The organism is Rhizobium zaerense, assembly GCF_051810725.1.
GTDB classification, from domain to species: domain Bacteria; phylum Pseudomonadota; class Alphaproteobacteria; order Rhizobiales; family Rhizobiaceae; genus Rhizobium; species Rhizobium leguminosarum_I.
Genome location: NZ_CM132690.1, coordinates 4,572,238 through 4,590,008, shown reverse-complemented (window position 1 = coordinate 4,590,008; position 17,771 = coordinate 4,572,238). Strand labels below are relative to the sequence as shown.

Below are 17,771 nucleotides of genomic sequence, written 5' to 3'. Positions count from 1 at the left end.
AGAACGACGACGCCCACCACGAAAGCAAGACCATCACCAACTGCTGGCAGCTGTCCCGCACACTACTCATAGACTTGTCCATTCCAGACCCTCACTGCCGGTATCTCGTGGTAGTAGGTAAGGATGCTCAACGTGCCGGTATTCAGGAGAAAATGCTGTCCGGCACCCGGTGGCAGGCCGATCCATCGTGCTGCAAGCACGCGCAGCACGTGCCCATGCGCGAACAACGCAACGTCGCCATCTGCAGCCCGTGTGCGCGCCACGACTTGATCCACCCGAGCACCAATTTGCCCCGGCGTCTCGCCTCCGGGGCATCCATCACGGAAAACCAACCAACCCGGTCTTTTCGCCTGAATTTGCTGGGGCAGCAGGCCCTCATATTCGCCGTAGTTCCACTCCATCAGGCCTGGTTCAATGATGGCCTTGGTGCCGAAGCCTACCAAGTCACACGTCTCCCGTGCCCGCTGCAGCGGACTCACAAGAACGAGCGCGAATGTTTGCCGAGCCAACAATGGCCGCATCCGTTCCGCTTGTTGTCGTCCGTTGTCGGTCAAGGGGACGTCTGTCATGCCCGTGTGTTGCCCGCTTAGGCTCCACTCGGTCTCCCCATGCCTGATCACGAATACTTTCACGTCCAGCCCTCCTGGCTCAGACGTTGTCTGCCTCTGTCGATCGCAGCTCTCCCAAGGCAGCCGACTGTCCCCACGTCCAGCTCGAGATTTCGGGCACGTCGTCGCCATATTTTTCGATGTGCTGCCGGTGTTCGATCAGCTTATGGTGAATAGCCTGTTTGAAATAGGCTGCGCGCGCACCGAGTTGCGGCAACCGGTCGATCACGTCCTCGACCAGATGGAAGCGATCCATCTCATTCAGCACCACCATGTCGAACGGCGTCGTCGTCGTGCCTTCTTCCTTGTAGCCGCGGACGTGCAGATTGCCGTGGTTGGTGCGGCGGTAAGTGAGCCGGTGGATGAGCCAAGGATAGCCATGGAAGGCGAAGATTATCGGCTTGTTCTTGGTGAACAGAGCATCGAAATCGCGGTCCGGCAGCCCGTGCGGATGCTCTTCCGGCGGCTGCAGCTTCATCAGGTTAACCACATTGATGACGCGGACCTTCAGCTCCGGCAGATGCTCCCGGATTAGCTCGACCGCTGCCAGCGTCTCAAGTGTTGGAACATCCCCACAACATGCCATCACGACGTCAGGCTCGGTGCCCTTGTCGTTGCTTGCCCATTCCCAAATGCCAAGGCCCTCACTGCAATGCTTGATGGCCTGATCCATCGTGAGCCACTGCGGGGCAGGCTGCTTGCCGGCGACAATGACGTTGACGTAGTTGCGGCTGCGCAGGCAGTGATCGGTCACGGAGAGCAGCGTATTGGCGTCCGGCGGCAGATAAATCCGGACAACATCTGCCTTCTTGTTGACCACATGATCGATGAACCCCGGATCCTGGTGGCTGAAGCCATTGTGATCCTGCCGCCAGACGTGGGAGCTCAGGAAGTAGTTGAGGGAGGCGATCGACCGCCGCCATGGGATCTCGTGGCAGACCTTCAGCCATTTGGCGTGCTGATTGAACATCGAATCAATGATGTGAATGAACGCTTCGTAGCAGGAGAAGAAGCCGTGCCGGCCGGTTAGCAGGTAGCCTTCCAGCCAGCCCTGGCATTGATGCTCGCTGAGCACCTCCATCACCCGTCCGTCCGGCGCCAGATGATCGTCCTCCGGATAGATATCCGCCATGTAGCAGCGGTTGGTGACTTCGAGCACATCCTGCCAGCGATTCGAGTTGTTTTCGTCAGGGCTGAACAGGCGGAAGTTGTTGCTCTCCATGTTCATCTTCATGATATCGCGGAGAAACGCCCCCATCATCCGCGCCGATTCGGCGATGGTTGCTCCAGGGCTCGGCACGGATACCGCGTAGTCCTGGAAGTCGGGCATCTTCAGGTCCTGCAGCAGCAATCCGCCGTTGGCGTGCGGGTTGTCGCTCATTCGACGATGCCCTGCGGGGGCAAGCGCTGCCAGCTCCGGTTTGAACCGGCCTCCGTCGTCAAACAGTTCCTCGGGGCGGTAGCTCTTCATCCATGCTTCGAGAATGCGGAGGTGTTCCGGCTTGTCCATGTCGCCCATCGGCACCTGGTGCGACCGCCAATAGCCCTCCGACTTCTTGCCGTCTATCTCAGGCGGGCAGGTCCAGCCCTTCGGTGTGCGGAAAACGATCATCGGCCACATGGGACGCTTCACGTTGCCCCTGTCGCGGGCATCTGCCCAGATCTCCTGGATATCCGCCACTGCGGTATCAAGGGCGCCTGCCAGATGCTGGTGCACGCTCGCGGGCTCATCGCCCTCGACGAAATATGGCGTGTAACCCATGCCTTCGAAAAATTTCCTTAGCTCGTCGCGGGGAATGCGGGCTAGAAAGCACGGGTTGGCGATCTTGTAGCCGTTCAGGTGCAGGATCGGCAGCACACAGCCATCGCGAGCAGGATTCAGGAACTTGTTGCTTTGCCAGCCTGTTGCAAGCGGCCCCGTCTCGGCTTCTCCGTCGCCGACGACGCAGGCGACAATTAGATCCGGGTTGTCGAACGCCGCGCCGTAGGCGTGGCTGAGGGCATAGCCCAGTTCCCCGCCCTCGTGAATGCTGCCGGGTGTTTCCGGAGCAACGTGGCTTGGGATGCCGCCTGGAAAACTGAACTGTTTGAACAGCCTCTTCATGCCTTCCGTGTCTTGGCCAATGTTAGGGTAGACTTCGCTGTAGGTGCCTTCGAGATAGGCGTGCGCGACCAACGATGGCCCGCCATGTCCCGGCCCGATGACGTAGATCATGTTGAGATCATCGCGTTTGATAACGCGGTTGAGGTGGGCGTAGAGCATGTTCAAGCCTGGCGACGTGCCCCAGTGACCAAGCAGTCGCGGCTTTATGTGCTCGCGCTTTAGCGGTTCTTTCAGCAAAGGATTGTCGAGAAGATAGATCTGTCCGACCGACAGATAGTTCGATGCCCGCCAGTAGGCATCCATCGACTGCAATTCTTCCGCCGAAAGGGGGCCGCCCGCTGCCGTGTTCTCCTTCATGGCGACCTTTACGTCTCCTGCCGTCTTGAGCGAAACCATGGGTGCCTCCTCCTCTGAGCCCAGATTGCTGCGGTAAGATCTTTCAAGGTGAGAAATCGTCGAATTTTCAAAACTGCTAGCGACTGGGGCGAACGCCCTGGCATTGGGATGCTGGCCGCAAGGGCACAGTTCGTAGCGCAGTCGTTATCGACCGAATATTGCCACAGCAGCATGTTTGGACATCAGCATGAAACGCTGGCGCGTCCGTGATTATCGCCCAGCATATGTCCCGCTCGGCTATCCAAAACAGCTTCGTCCCAGTTTGCAAATATTCACGCGTTCTAATACTCGCACGAAATGCATCCGAAGCACAGTTAAAATCGACGGTGCCTGACGTTTAATCCGAACGCGCGATCGCAGATCTTTTCGGATCTTCGGAGAAATGCTCAACCACTCCTCTCACGACGCGAACACTTTTGGCAGCAACGCGCGCCGCCTTCTTGCACTCTGCCGTGTCAACGTTTCCCCATAGATGAGCCACACCGTCGGTTACGGCTACGGTCACGTCTCTTCCGAGAAGACCCGTATTTTCGCTGAGCCGTATCGCGATGCTGCGACGGACGGCTTCGTCACCTCGCGCGGTTTCGTCTAGGTCGGCTCTAACAATCACTTTCAGAAGATCTGCACGACTGATGATGCCGACCAGCACGCCCTCTCTCATAACGGGAATGCGCTTGATGCCATGCTTTTGCATCAACCCGGAAACCCGTCCAAGCGACGCGTCCTCTTCCACGACCACTGGCGCGCGGCTCATGACGTCTGCAACCCGCCACGAGTTACTCTTGACGTAATCTGTAGCTTGCTCCCCGGCGGTAAGTACTCACGTTCCGAGTTCGGCGATGGTTCCCCGCCCCAATTCCGTTCTGCGCAGCAGATCACCCTCACTGATGATCCCGACGAGGCAACCCGCATCGTCGATGACCGGAACACCGCTAATGCGATAGGTAAGCATGACCTCGGTACAGGTGTCCTGGAAGCCGACTTGATGGCCGCGGAGAGCGCTCGGTCCCGGAAAGGCGTTGCAGAACCTGGGAGACGATCCACAGCGATCAAAAATGTCACTTTCGTAGGGCGTCTGCGGGTTCTCCCTAATTCGATGGGCGCTTCCTCGACCAGATCCGGCGCCGGCCGTTCGCGATCTCGCCTCCCATGCGCGAAGCCGACAGCAAGGATCACGTCATATTCGGCATCGGATATGCCAGTCAGACGAAAAGCTGGCAAGCGCCGCTCGATCGATGGGCTCGATCAGTGGTTTTTCGTGTTCTCCAGCGGCCACGATTTCTTCGACGAACTGGCAGAGCTCGGAATCGAGACAAATGCCTACCACCGTCCATCGATCGATGTTGCTGAGGCAGCCTGGCGCCGACTTGGTGACTCCTTTCTTGAAATCCCGCGCCACCCTGAGCAAGGCGAGCCGTGGGCGCTGAAAGAGTTCGGGCAGCCGACAGTTCGCCGCGGCAAGCGGCGTCGTTAGTCAACTCCAGGCGGAAGGCTATCAAGAGCGTGGGTGGCTTTGGGCGTTAGTCCTGCGACGAGTCGTCGATATCCTTACCCAAGGCACCCTCAATGCCTCTGCGCACTCCCATCAGAAACGGTGTGCTGTTGCCGCGAGTGACAGGTTGTTCCGGAATACTAGGAAGGGCTACGGCTGTCCCGCGTACGGTTCTGTAGCCAACTTCGAAACCATCTCTAAAAGAGCCTTCTCTGACTATGTCGACCATTGTCGGACCCTCACGTTTCACACCAAAGTCGCACACCCCCGGTCGGTCGTCAATTTCCCGTAAAAAGGCTTGGACCAGCATGGGTCGCTTCTTCAGCATGTCCCCGCCAAGGGGTCACGGGCCGCTTGAGCCTCTTCGCAGTTTAATCAAAGGAAATCCCATGACAATCACCACCGCCCCAACGAGCGACCCAAAACCTGCGCCCGAAGCTGAAGACGAAACAAACCCGCCGCCTGCCGAGGCGACAGAAGACACGGGCATTCCCTTCGACGACGAAACCACCTTCAGCGACGGAGCCGGCTGGGCATAGCCCAACGCCACGTCACCAAAATCACAGTTTCACAGCCGCCTCTGCGCGGCTTTTTTCATGGAGAATTGAATGCCATTAACTGCAAGGCAGGTTTGGCGCGACTTCGTTTCGGACGGCATTCCGGCGTCTGGAAACCACAAGCCATCAAAACCGGATGTCCGAGCTTGGGGCACCTACCTCGAAAGCTTCATCACAGGATCATCAGTCGTCAAAAGCCCAGTTTTTTTGACGAATGCTCTTCTGCTTGCCGATGTGGCCCACGACGATAACACGATGGCGTGGGTCATCGCCGACCCGACGACCGCATATAACGGCCTCTATCAGAAGTCTGGGGCTTCCGGCCTCGGCACGTGGGCGCGCGTCGCCGATCTGCCGTTCCCGTTCATCCCGGCTTCGAACGTCGGAGCCGGCACGGCTAGCGCGATCCAGGCGACGACGGACATTCCGATCTCCGAAACGGCGCTGATCTGGCTTCCGATTTTTGCCACTAACACGACCACGCCTGTCACGGTTGCCTTCAACGGCGGATCGGCGCTCACTATCAAGACCAATCCCGGCAATGATCCGGTAGTCGGCGGCCTGCTCGGCGGTATGATCGTGCTCGGTCGCCAGCAGGGCAGCGAGTTCCGGCTCATCAGCGACCAGGCGTCTTCGGCGATCGTAGCGGCAGCGGAAGCTGCGGCCGATCGCGCCGAAGACGGTCCGACCTCGCCCTCAATAATAGTGGCGTGCCGTCTTCGTCTTCAGCTTCGAAAGCATCGATCCGCATCAATCTCGGCCGGCTCTTATGCTCGGCCAGCGCGTCGACGGCGGCATCCTTGGTCGCGTTGTAGTAACACGAGCGCGCCAGTAGAAGATGTTGCCGCGGCGAATAAGGTTCTCGACGTCGTGGCGGACCGCCATAAGGTGTTTGCCCTTGCCTGCCACCTGCGACGCCGCCGCGCTTGTTCGCGCGTGGGCATCACCTGCGGGCTACTGTTCTGGGCATCAGGTCGCCAATGACGCCAAAACGATATCCGGCACGACTGGAAAATCAAGGAATTAAGGGGATTTAGGGAGAATTGGCTGGGGAACCTGGATTCTCACATGATTTCAATGGCTTAACAAGATTGCCTTGAAATCCCCTCTGTTTTTCCGTCGCGAGCGACCGTGGATGCCACCTTTGTGCCCTGGCTTTGGGCCGCAGTCAACAGGAGGGGTATACCGGCAATAATTTCCGCTTTCGGGGCGAAGTTGTTGTCTGGCCGTCACCTTGTTAACGACCGCTCATTCCCGTCATAGCTTGCATTCCTGCCGCGTCCCAGAAGTGGTCGTCTCGGTGAATCGGCGAGGCGGCAAGTTTGCGCCAAAGCAATCTTGAATCGAAGCCGCCCTAATTCTCTTCCTTAGATTGAACGCGCTTCCACTTCACGGTTCCACATTGGATGGCGCCTCAGCCAGGTGCCGAAAACGCGGCGGGTTCTCAGAAATCATTGTGTGGAAAAGCATCAGCCATCCTGGGATGCTTCGGCGATGCAGCCCATAGTTTGCCGATGATCCAATGCCCTTTCTGCACCGCTGAACTGAGCCGCATCGCCTTTATGGACGATCAAGTCGTCGCCCTGTGGGACGCCTTCCCGGTGTCGCCAGGACATTTACTCATCGTTCCACGACGGCATGCGGCGACATGGGACGATCTTTCAGCGGACGAGAAGCAGGCAATCTGGCAGAACATCGACAGGGCAAAAATCGAGATCGAACGAAAGCATAAGTCGGATGGGTACAATGTCGGTTTCAATCTGGCTGAGGCTGCAGGACAAACGGTCTCCCATTTTCACCTGCATGTCATTCCGCGCTGCCTAGGTGACGTCGACGATCCGAGAGGCGGCGTCAGGCATGTTATCCCGCACAAAGCCAACTACCTAGCCCAGGAGGTGAGCAGCACCGAAGCGTTAAAGCGCTTGGTCACTGGCGGAAGCGACCACCTTCTGCCCCATCTCATCATGCATATGGACGAGGCGAACGCCTGCGACATCGCAGTAGCATTTCTGCTTGATAGCGGCGCCAGACTGATCGTCGAACATCTGAAAGATTTTCTGGCCCGCGGTGGACGAGCCCGAATTCTCGTCGGCGACTACATGGACGTGACGGAGCCGATGGCTCTGCGGCGTCTGGCCGATCTCGACGGCGATCTGACGTTCCGGGTCTTCGAGGCTGCGGCGCAGGGATTTCACCTAAAGACCTATATCTTTTTATCGGGCAAGGAGGGCGTGGCATTCGTCGGCAGTTCCAACCTGTCAGAGGCGGCGCTGACCACATCCATCGAGTGGAACTACAAGGTCATTTCCAGCCACGACCGGTCGGCCTTCCCCCAGATCACCAATGGCTTCGAAGACCTGTTCAATTCCTATAGCGCCGTCTCCGTCACGCCGGAGTGGATTGACCGCTATGAAAGCCGGAGGAATCCGCTAGGCTTCCAGGATGCTGGCTTAGCATACGAGCCGCCGCTGCCCCCTCCCGAACCCCACGCCATCCAACGGCAGGCCCTCGCAGCGCTCGAGCACACACGGCAGGACGGATTTACGGCGGGCCTTGTTGTGCTCGCTACCGGTCTTGGCAAGACTTGGCTGGCGGCCTTCGACAGCGATCGCCTCGAATATCGTCGCATCCTCTTCGTCGCCCACCGCGAGGAAATACTCAATCAGGCGATCGAGACATTTCGACGTGTGCGACCGACAGCTCGGATCGGAAGGTTGGCGGGCGATTACAAGGACACGGATGCCGATCTCCTTTTCGCCTCCGTTCAAACTCTCGGCAAGGTGAACCAGATCAAGCAATTTCGACCGGACACCTTCGATTATATCGTCATCGATGAGTTCCATCACGCAGCAGCGACCACCTACCGACGCATCATCGATTACTTCGAACCAAAGTTCCTCCTCGGTCTGACGGCGACGCCCGAGCGGAGCGATGGAGCTGATCTCCTCGGTCTGTGCCAAGAGAACCTCGTCTTCCAGGCCGGTGTACATCTGGGGATAGAAGCCGGGCATCTCTGCCCCTTTCATTACTTCGGCGTCCCGGACAAAGTAGATTATCGGAATATCCCCTGGCGCAGCGCGCAGTTCGACATGGCAGAACTCACCGCTGCTGTCGCCACAGAAGCACGAGCGCAGAACGCGCTCGAACAGTACCGACTGCGCGGCGGGACGAAGTGCATCGGCTTCTGCTGCTCCCAGACGCATGCGGATTTCATGGCCGACTTCTTCAACCGCCACGGCGTGCCCGCTGTCGCCGTCCATTCCGGCATCAACTCCGCACCTCGGGCTACGTCGCTGCAGAGACTGGAAGTGGGCGAACTCGAGGTAGTGTTTGCCGTCGACATGTTCAACGAAGGTGTCGATGTCCCAAGTATCGATACCGTGTTGATGTTGCGGCCAACGGAATCGACTATAATCTGGCTGCAACAGCTCGGCCGCGGTTTGCGAAAGTCCGCAAACAAGAAGCGTCTCGTTGTCATCGACTATATTGGCAACCATCGTATCTTCCTCACGAAGTTGCGTGCGATCGCCTCGATTGCGAATGTCGATGCGTCTTCTGGTGGCCGTATCCGCGAGCTCCTGGAACGGCTGCAAGGCGATCAGATCAATCTGCCCACCGGTTGTGAGGTGACATACGACCTCGAGGCAGTCGACATACTGCGCATGCTGGTGAAACCAGCCAGCACCGAGAATGCGCTGGAAGACTTTTACCGCGACTTCCAGGAGCGGCATGGCTTCCGCCCAACAGCGTCAGAGGTTTTCCACTCAGGCAACAATCCAAGAAGCAGCAGCGAACGTTCCTGGCTTGGTTTCGTGGAACGCATGCGCGGGTTGGACGATCTGGAACGATCGACCTGGTTGGAGCATCGGGATTTCTTTCGGGAGATGGAGAAGACCGAATTAACCCGAAGCTACAAGCTCGTTACGCTTCTCGCACTGTTCGATGAGGAGACCGTGCGGGACCGCTGTACCGTCGATGAGCTCGTCGAGCGCGTCGCGCAGTTGGCCTCTCGAGTCCATAAGCTTCAGCAGGATTTCTCTGTCGATCTCGCCGATCGGAAAGCGCTCAGATCGCTCGTGTTAAGGTTTCCGATCGATGTCCTGACGAAGCTCCGGGATAGCGAGGGCGCTCCGTATTTTGACTTGCGAGAAGATCAATTCGGCTTAGTCAAAGTCCCACGGGATAGGGCGACGTTTAGCCAACTTCTGCGGGAAATCCTCGATTGGCGTCTTGCGCAATATTTGAGCAGAAGCGGTGTTCCCAATGAGCCGGCGGAAGCTGTTTGCCGCGTCGCCCGAAACACGAGCGGACAACCTGTCTTATTCCTCCCGACGACGTCGGGCGCAGGGCGGCTGCCGGAAGGGCTCCTGCACGTTATCATAGACGATCAGCCGATGGAGGCTACAGTTGCCAAGATCGCAATTAACGTCGTGCGGAGAGCCGACGATTCATCCAACCGCTTGTCCACCATTCTTCGCGGATGGTTCGGCGACGACGCCGGACTTCCGGGCAAAGGCGATCGTGTCCGATTCCGATACCAGAGCGATATCTGGCGCATGGAGCCGATGGGTGTACAGGCCCAGGCACAGACAGGCCTTCGGCTTTGGGAACGCTATTCGCGCGAGGCTATCCCTCCAGCTTTCGGGCTAACCTTCGATCAGGCGACGTGGAACGCTGGTTTTGTGCCAAAACCGCCTCACATCTTTCTGCTCGTCACCTTGGAGAAGGAGGGGATGATGGACGAGCACCGCTATGCTGATCACTTCACCTCAGCCACGGAATTCTCATGGCAAAGTCAGAATAGGACCAAGCAACAATCGAAGCATGGCGAGATGATCCGTGACCATCAAGCCCTGGGTCTTCACGTCCACTTGCTCGTCCGAAAGACGAAGAAGATCGGATCCAAGCCGGCACCATTCATCTACTGTGGCGAAGTGGATTTCGAAACCTGGAAAGGCGAGATGCCGATTACCGTGACATGGCGACTACGTGAGGCGGTGCCGTCGACGCTTCTGTCACAACTAAAGGTCTGAACTATTGGCGCTTTCAAGTGCGTCAGAACGCTGGGTTGACTAGGCGGCGGGCTACGTGCGCCAGTGCGGAAATGACTTCCAGGTCAACTTGCCGAGACTGAGCGCCCTCATTGTCGGTAGTCGGGGGCGCGAAACTCTTCGTTTAAATCCGCCTTACTTCATCCTCGTTAGTGGGCTCACTCAACATGGCCATTAGTTATTGGTCATGTGCATCCTCTTTACCACTCGCGATGTATAGTCGGATCATCGATGGCAAAGCCGAGCTGCGCCGCCGAACGCGATACGAGGCTCCAATATTGAATCGACTGCAACAACGGCCATTGCTTGGACTGCTTGTGAACCCATTCGGGACAACGTTTCAGGCCATGGAGCTCGATGGGGACTACCTGCGCGTTACTCGCCGCGGATTGACCTCTTCCGTATCCCTTGAAGCGATATCTGCTGCTCCGTTGGTACGGAAGGGAACTGTTGGTGCGACGATGACAGTTGCCACGGCAGAGCGCCATCTCGTGGTGCGCGGCCTCCGGCATCCTGATGCGCACATGTTCGCCGAAGAAGTCAAAAGAGCCTGGATCGGGTTCAATCTTTCGGCGCTGGAACGTGAAGCAGATAGCTTGCTTCGCCTTCATCGAGCGATTGCCGACCTTGCCAAGCCCACTCGTTATCCCGCTGCATGCCAAGTCGCGCCGCTTCTGAGCGATGCCAGGGCACTCGAGACCTTGCTGCTATCGAAACTTCAGCCAGACGCCATCGGGGCCGACCAAGCCGAGCGTGTTGCGCTTGTGAGGAAGTTCGCCGCCGAGCCTGACACGATGAGAACGAGCGCAATCGCTACCTTTGTTTCTGCCGAGCTCGAACGCTGGAAGGATTTCTTCGATACGATCGAAAGCAAGCCTCTGACGCCGGAACAACGCCTCTCTGTGATGGTGGACGAAGACGCAACGCTGGTGTTGGCCGGCGCCGGATCCGGAAAGACCAGCGTGATCACTGCCAAGGCCGCCTATCTGATCAAGGCCGGTATACGTCGGCCGGATGAAATACTGCTGCTGGCATTCGCAAAGAATGCCGCCGAGGAAATGTCGGAACGAGTCGAGGCACGATCCGGCGTGCCGATCGTGGCGCGAACTTTCCACGCAATTGCCTATGACATCATCGGGAGTGTCGAAGGGTCAAAGCCGGCACTGGCGGATCACGCTACGGACGAGCTGGCGTTCACGAACTTAATTAAGCAGATTCTGAAGGATCTCGTTCACGCGCTGTCTGAAGTGTCCAAGGCAATCATTCAGTGGTTTGCGCACTTTCTGATCGAACCGAAGACCGAGTGGGACTTCAAGACCAAACACGATTTCTACACGCATATGGAAAAGCAGGATCTCCGCACCCTGCAGGGAGAGAAGGTCAAGAGTTACGAAGAGCTGCAGATTGCCAACTGGCTTTACGAAAACGGCATCGAATACGAATATGAGCCGGACTACCAGCATAAGATCCGAGAGACGGGACGCCGAGACTATTGCCCGGATTTTCGCCTGACTGAAAGTGGTGTCTACATCGAGCATTTCGGTGTGCGGCGTCAAAAGATGCCCGATGGCAGCGAGCGGCTGACCACAGCACCCTTCGTCGACCGTGACCATTACCTGGCAGGCATGGAATGGAAGCGCGAGCTTCACACGGCTTATGAAACCACGCTCATCGAGACATATAGCTACGAACGGCAGGAGGGGCGTCTGCTCATTGCCTTGGCAGAGAAGCTCGAACCGCATGTGACGCTGAAACCTCGCCCAGCCGATACAATCTTTGACCGCGTGATTGAGCTGAATCAGGTAGACGCCTTCTCACAACTGCTAGGGACGTTCCTGCGCAAGTTCAAAAGCGGCGGCTACAGCGTCGCCGATTGTGACGAAAAGTCCGAGCGATTGAGGCTGGGCAGTCGCGCCAAGGCGTTCCTCGCCGTCTTCGCGCCAGTTTTCGCGGAATATCAGAAACGTCTGGGCGAACGGATCGACTTCGAAGATATGATCCTGCGAGCCGCCCGGTATGCCGAAACTGGCCGATATATAAGCCCGTTCCGCCACATCCTTGTGGACGAGTTTCAGGACATATCACAGAGCCGTGCCCGGCTGGTGAAGGCGTTGAAAGCTCAGCACCCGGATGTCCGTGTATTTGCGGTTGGAGACGACTGGCAATCGATCTTCCGATTTGCAGGATCGGACATCCATCTGATGCGCCACTTCGGCGAAGAATTTGGTGGGAGCTTCAACGGAATGACCGGAGTCCACCGGACAGTCGATCTTGGCCGCACATTCCGATCGATCGACCAGATCGCATATGCGGCGAGGGCGTTTGTGCTGAAAAACCCGGCCCAGCTCTCCAAGCAGATCGTTCCCGCAGGGAAGGCAACCGAGCCGGCCATCAGGATCGTGATGACGCCAAAAAACGAAGAGGAGAGGAAGCTCCGTGACGTTCTTGCGGAAATCTCCACGAGAATCGATCCCGCAAGTACCGCGAGTGTGTTGCTGCTGGGGCGGTATCGCTTTCTTCAGCCGGACATGAGCGACGTTCGGCGAAGGTTCCCCCGGCTACGCATCAATTTCAAGACGATCCATGCATCGAAGGGCCTCGAAGCAGACCATGTAATTCTTCTAAATGCGGACAGCGGCCGGTTGGGCTTCCCTTCCGAGATCGTCGATGACCCCTTGCTTGCGTTGGTATCGCCAGAGGAGGAATCGTTCGAGAACGCGGAGGAGCGTCGGGTCATGTATGTTGCGATGACGCGAGCCCGTCACACGCTGACGATTATGGCTTCGAACTCCAGGCCTTCGTCCTTTGTAACCGAACTCAACAAGGACCCTGAATACGGGATCGCCTCGGCGCCCGGCAGCGAACAGACTGTGCACGAATGCGGAGAGTGTGGCGGACGGTTGCTCGATGTCCGGGGCCAGGATGCGCGGATCTGGTATCGCTGCGAACATGTGCAGCACTGTGGCAACTTGCTACCCGCCTGCTCGTCCTGTGGAGTTGGGCTTCCGAGCCGTACGAATAAATCAGCGGAGATGCGGTGCAACTGCGATGCAAGCTTTCCATCATGTCCGGAATGCAAGGATGGATGGCTGATTGAACGGTCCGGGCGTTACGGTGCCTTCCTGAGCTGTGTCCGCTATCCCGCGTGCACAGGAAAGACGAAAACTTTGTCCAGAATCGGCGGGCGCGCTTAGGTTGCCTCGTTAGCCTTCGAGAGGAGGGCGTCGCCTCGAGTGAAATGGGTCCCCGCAGGCCAGCTACGCGTCTCTGCCAATCGTCATCGCCTGTGGCGAGGCTAAAAAATGCAGTTGGTTAGCTTTCGTCGGCCTTTCAAATGGGAGCGCAGGTTGTAGGCTTGCGTGTGCGACTAGGGTTAAGCCGCGCGTCGGGACGTAACCGTCGCCCTTGCAGATAATGGGGTAACAGGCCCGCAAGCGGCCGGAGGGGAACAAATGATCTTGGGATCGAGGAAACTACCGTCGCAGCATGTGACGATACGTGTGCCGTGGCACGACGGAGGTTGGAACGGCCGCGTGTGCACCGCCCCCTCGGCAAACACCTCCTGCCTCGTCCTGAGTCGGGTCGCCGCCGGGAAGCGCGACGATCAGGACGACTACGCCGCACAGCTCTTCGAGGAACTGGCTGCTTCGGTCATGCCGCCGTGCATCGACGAGCGGGTGAGCTTTATGGCGGACCATGACCTCGTTCTGAAGAAGCAGCATCCTTACAAGACGTCGAGCCCCGAGAGCCATGGCCACTTCGGCGAGACCACGCTTAGGCTCGAGGCCTTCTCAGCCGCCTGTATCCCATTCGGATGGATGCTAAAGTCTAACGTGGAAGGAAACGAGAAGTCAGGCGAGGTCGGGAAGGCGGCAGCGCTTCGCCTCGGCTATGAACCCGAGCGCGAACCCGAACTCTCATTCGAGACCGGCTGGGTCCAGGACAAGGCCAACCAGCTCGTGATGCTTGACACTTTCTTTGGTGCGCTAGAGCCTGAAGCATCCCTCTGCTTTTTCTATGCGAAGAAGACACCCCTTTCTGACAGTGCTAGCCGCGTGATCATCGGGGCGGCGCGCGTGAAGGGTATAGGCCAATACACCGAATACGCGTACGATTCGCCGGGGGACCTTCAGGGCGTCCTTTGGGAACGATGCGTCCGGCATAGTCTGCGCCCCGGAGGCGCCGACGGGTTTCTGATGCCCTACTACGACGTGCTCGCTGCCGCGGACGCCGACGCCGGCATTGGGGTCGAGGAGTGTGTCGCGTTTGCGCCCGACGACCAGTTCGACGCCTTCTCCTACGGATCCGAACATCTGAGTCATGATGGCGCCATCGCGTCGCTTCTCGCATGTGCAGGCGCGCTGAGGGCGTCAGCAAAGGTGATCGAGACGGACATTTCGGCCGCGCTCGCGTGGATCGACCGTGAAGTCGCCCGCCTCTGGACCGCCAGGGGGATCCACCCAGGGCTCGGAAGCGCGCTTACAGCTTTCGGACTCGAGCACGGGGCGCTGCTCGCGTACGAGATCGCGAGCGCCGGAAGTAAGGAAGGCGACGTCTTCGACGCCTTCTCGTTCATCGACGGGTTCGTCGCCGCACCGACGTCGTTCCCGGAAGCGGAGTTGTTCGGCTTCGGATCGACATACCGTGAGAAGTGGCGGGGCTTGGCGAAACCTCGCCGGCAGCTTCTCGACCTCATCGCCCGATGTAGCCTCAGCGCCGACCAAGCGATCAGGGCCTACCAGCCAAGCCAGCGCGGTTACTCGGAGGAGACAACGGACGCCGAGATCCTGGCGAACCCCTACTTATTGTTCGAGCGCGACGAAGCCGCGGCAGACCGCACCTCTTTTGCCACGATCGACCGCGGAGTCTTCCCGCCTGGCGCAGTCCGCGAGAAGGCTCTCCTGCCGCCGGGCACTAGAATGAGCGACGGCATCGACCGCCGAAGGGTGCGTGCGCTCGTAACTGAACTGCTCGAGCGGGCCGCACAACTGGAGGGCCACACCCTGCTGCCGCGGAGCTGGATAGTGCGCCGCGCACTCGATTCGGCCCTGGACCCCCGCTGTGCGGTCGACGAGGACGTCCTCGACATGGCGGCTGGCTATCTCGCGGACATCCTGGAGGAGGCGAAGACCTCGGGTGGCGAGCCCGCGCTAAAGCTGAGACGCTACGGCTTAGCCCGCACGTCGATCGCCAACGCGGTGCGGAAACGAGTTATGGGCAAGCGGCATGTACTCGCCCATAACTGGCGCGCACTTGTGGACGCCGCGTTGCCAGATATGGACACCGGCCCCGACGTTGAGATCGAGGAGCTGGCTCGCCAGGAGAAGACGATTGCGCTCGAACAGCTCGCATCGGGGCGCTTCTCGGTGCTGATTGGGCCCGCTGGGTCGGGTAAGACCACGCTGCTCAAGGTCATCTGCGATCTCCCCGAGATCGCGGCAGGCCGCGTCCTGCTGCTTGCACCGACGGGCAAGGCGCGTGTCCGCCTTGAAGAGGCCACCGAGCGCCTGGGTGAGGGCATGACCCTCGCGCAGTTCCTCCAGCGCCACGAACGTTACGACGGGTCGAGCGGTCGCTACTTCCGCAATTCGGAGGCCCCGCGCGAGAAGGGCTACCGCTCCGTGATCGTCGATGAGTGCTCAATGCTTACGGAGGATCAATTGGCGGCACTCATCGACGCAATCGAGGGTGTCGACAGGCTCATCCTCGTGGGCGATCCCCGTCAACTGCCGCCGATTGGCGCGGGCAGACCCTTCGTCGACATATGCCGGCAGCTTGGGCCGGACGACACACAATCAAAGTTTCCTAGGGTGGCCCCTGGGTATGCCGAATTGACGATCATCGGACGGCAGCGTGGTCACGCCAGAGGCGACGTGCTGCTGGCCAGGCAGTTCAGTGGTGAACCGCTAGATGCAGGAGCCGACGAGGTCTGGAATGCCTTGCAGCTTGGAACGCTGTCGCACGTCAAAACCGCCCGCTGGGATCTGCCTAGCGCTCTCGAGCCCCTCCTCGCCGAAGAACTGGTGCGAGGGCTCAAGCTGGTTGACGGGTCGGACCAGATTGGCTTCGAGCGAAGCATCGGTGGCAGCGAGTGGGAGGGCCACATGCTGTTTTGGGCACGTCGAGCTGGCGAGACCGAGGGCGGCGCAGCGGCGAGTTCGCACGACTGGCAGATCCTGTCGCCGGTTCGTGCGGGTCTGTCAGGCGTTGAGGCGATCAACCTAGCAGTGCAGCGACGCTTCCGGAGCAAAGTACGCGAGCGGGCGCTGACCAGGTACGCGAAGGTCCCAAAGCCGGCTGGGCCGCAGGGAGTACTTTGGGGCGACAAGGTCATCAATCTTCGCAACAACGGGCGCCGACGGACCTATCCACCCCAGCCATCGTCCTACATCGCGAACGGTGACGTCGGAGTGGTCGTCGGCGGCTACAAGACGGCTAAGATGAAGTTTCGTCCTAAGGACCTTGAGGTTGAGTTCGCGAGCCAACCGGGGATCAAATTCACCTACTATGCAGGCGAGTTCTCCGGCGAGGAGGGTTCGCCAGATCTCGAACTTGCCTACGCGCTGACGGTGCACAAGACCCAGGGAAGCCAGTTTGGCCGATCCTTCCTCGTGCTGCCGCGCAACTGCCGCCCGCTCTCGCGCGAACTGCTCTACACGGCCATTACCCGGCACCGGGATGAACTTGTCATTCTCCACGAAGACGAACTCGGCACGCTACGTCGTTACGCGGATCCGTCCGCTTCCGAAATTGCGCGACGAATGACGGACCTGTTCACGGATCCCGGCCCGATTGAGGTCAAAACGAGCTCGGGGCCACGCTTCCTCGACCAGCATCTCCTGCACCGCACGAGCAGGGGCGAGTTCGTCAGGTCTAAGTCCGAACTCGCGATCGCGGAGAAGCTGCACGGCATGGGCATCGCCTACGTCTACGAACAACCCGTGCTGCTTGGCGGCAAAACCCGCTGGCCCGACTTCACGATCGCCGACGATGAGTCCGGCGTCACCTATTACTGGGAGCACTTGGGCATGTTATCGGACCCGCAATACGCGGCGAGATGGCAGACCAAGCGAGCCGGCTATCTCGCGGCCGGAATCCGGCCGATCGAGGAGAACGCAGGTGGAGACGTGCTGATCGAGACGCGCGAGCTTGCCGGCGCTGGGCTCGACATGAGCGAGGTGGAGCGACTTGCGAAACTCATGTTGTCGTAGCTTTTGCCCGTCGCGCCACCGAACAGGTGCTCGTTGCTGAAGACGTTGCCGGCTGCTGATTCTACCGTCCTGGAGGTCCGCGTCATAGGGCTCCTGCGCCACCATCTGCGTGACAACCTTGTCGCCGGTCTAGTCGATACCCAGTACACCGAGGTGGATCGGCAATCGTAGAAATCTCACGAGCTGCCAAGCGCGGAAAGCGGCTGGAGTGTTGATTTCCATTGAGAACTCTCAGTGGAATCAACACTCTGGCTTCGAGCCTCAGCCAACAGCAGGGGCTAGCGGCAATAATTTCCGCTTTCGGGGTAGAAGTCGCCGTCTGGCCATCTCGCGTGCATGACTGCTTTGGACC

8 protein-coding genes and 1 pseudogene are annotated in these 17,771 nt (G+C 59.0%); 6 read left to right on the top strand and 3 right to left on the bottom strand.

The window, feature by feature from the left end:
- Window positions 1–62 precede the first annotated feature (62 nt).
- From ACS4RR_RS22740 to ACS4RR_RS22730, 3 genes and pseudogenes are all read right to left on the bottom strand, one after another.
- Window positions 63–632, bottom strand: a complete 570-nt coding sequence (locus ACS4RR_RS22740) for a histidine phosphatase family protein (RefSeq protein WP_260110145.1) — start codon at window positions 630–632, stop codon at window positions 63–65.
- Between the two features lie 16 nt (window positions 633–648).
- Window positions 649–3,108, bottom strand: coding sequence for a phosphoketolase family protein (locus tag ACS4RR_RS22735; RefSeq protein ID WP_260110146.1), 2,460 nt, complete (start codon window positions 3,106–3,108; stop codon window positions 649–651).
- 337 nt (window positions 3,109–3,445) lie between these two features.
- Window positions 3,446–4,060 (bottom strand): annotated as a pseudogene (locus ACS4RR_RS22730) (CBS domain-containing protein).
- Between the two features lie 243 nt (window positions 4,061–4,303).
- Between ACS4RR_RS22730 and ACS4RR_RS22725 the strand changes: the two are divergent.
- From ACS4RR_RS22725 to ACS4RR_RS22700, 6 genes are all read left to right on the top strand, one after another.
- A complete protein-coding gene (locus ACS4RR_RS22725) occupies window positions 4,304–4,582 on the top strand; it encodes a hypothetical protein (protein WP_260110149.1) in 279 nt (92 codons plus the stop codon).
- Between the two features lie 407 nt (window positions 4,583–4,989).
- A complete protein-coding gene (locus tag ACS4RR_RS22720; protein WP_222385716.1) occupies window positions 4,990–5,139 on the top strand; it encodes a hypothetical protein in 150 nt (49 codons plus the stop codon).
- Window positions 5,140–5,208: 69 nt separating this feature from the next.
- Window positions 5,209–6,141, top strand: coding sequence for a hypothetical protein (locus ACS4RR_RS22715; protein ID WP_456189443.1), 933 nt, complete (start codon window positions 5,209–5,211; stop codon window positions 6,139–6,141).
- 422 nt (window positions 6,142–6,563) lie between these two features.
- Window positions 6,564–10,190 (top strand): DUF3427 domain-containing protein, encoded by a 3,627-nt coding sequence (locus ACS4RR_RS22710; protein WP_456189442.1) that lies wholly within the window; start codon window positions 6,564–6,566, stop codon window positions 10,188–10,190.
- A 479-nt stretch (window positions 10,191–10,669) separates the two neighbouring features.
- Complete coding sequence (locus tag ACS4RR_RS22705; RefSeq protein ID WP_456189441.1) at window positions 10,670–13,402, top strand: UvrD-helicase domain-containing protein; 2,733 nt, start codon at window positions 10,670–10,672, stop codon at window positions 13,400–13,402.
- Between the two features lie 258 nt (window positions 13,403–13,660).
- Window positions 13,661–17,419, top strand: a complete 3,759-nt coding sequence (locus ACS4RR_RS22700; protein ID WP_456189440.1) for an ATP-dependent DNA helicase — start codon at window positions 13,661–13,663, stop codon at window positions 17,417–17,419.
- Window positions 17,420–17,771 lie beyond the last annotated feature (352 nt).

Coding starts and splice junctions, on each gene's coding strand:
- ACS4RR_RS22725 (WP_260110149.1), top strand. CDS start 4,304: ATGCCAGTCAGACGAAAAGCTGGCAAGCGCCGCTCGATCGATGGGCTC.
- ACS4RR_RS22720 (WP_222385716.1), top strand. CDS start 4,990: ATGACAATCACCACCGCCCCAACGAGCGACCCAAAACCTGCGCCCGAA.
- ACS4RR_RS22705 (WP_456189441.1), top strand. CDS start 10,670: ATGACAGTTGCCACGGCAGAGCGCCATCTCGTGGTGCGCGGCCTCCGG.
- ACS4RR_RS22735 (WP_260110146.1), bottom strand. CDS start 3,108: ATGGTTTCGCTCAAGACGGCAGGAGACGTAAAGGTCGCCATGAAGGAG.
- ACS4RR_RS22715 (WP_456189443.1), top strand. CDS start 5,209: ATGCCATTAACTGCAAGGCAGGTTTGGCGCGACTTCGTTTCGGACGGC.
- ACS4RR_RS22710 (WP_456189442.1), top strand. CDS start 6,564: ATGGCGCCTCAGCCAGGTGCCGAAAACGCGGCGGGTTCTCAGAAATCA.
- ACS4RR_RS22700 (WP_456189440.1), top strand. CDS start 13,661: ATGATCTTGGGATCGAGGAAACTACCGTCGCAGCATGTGACGATACGT.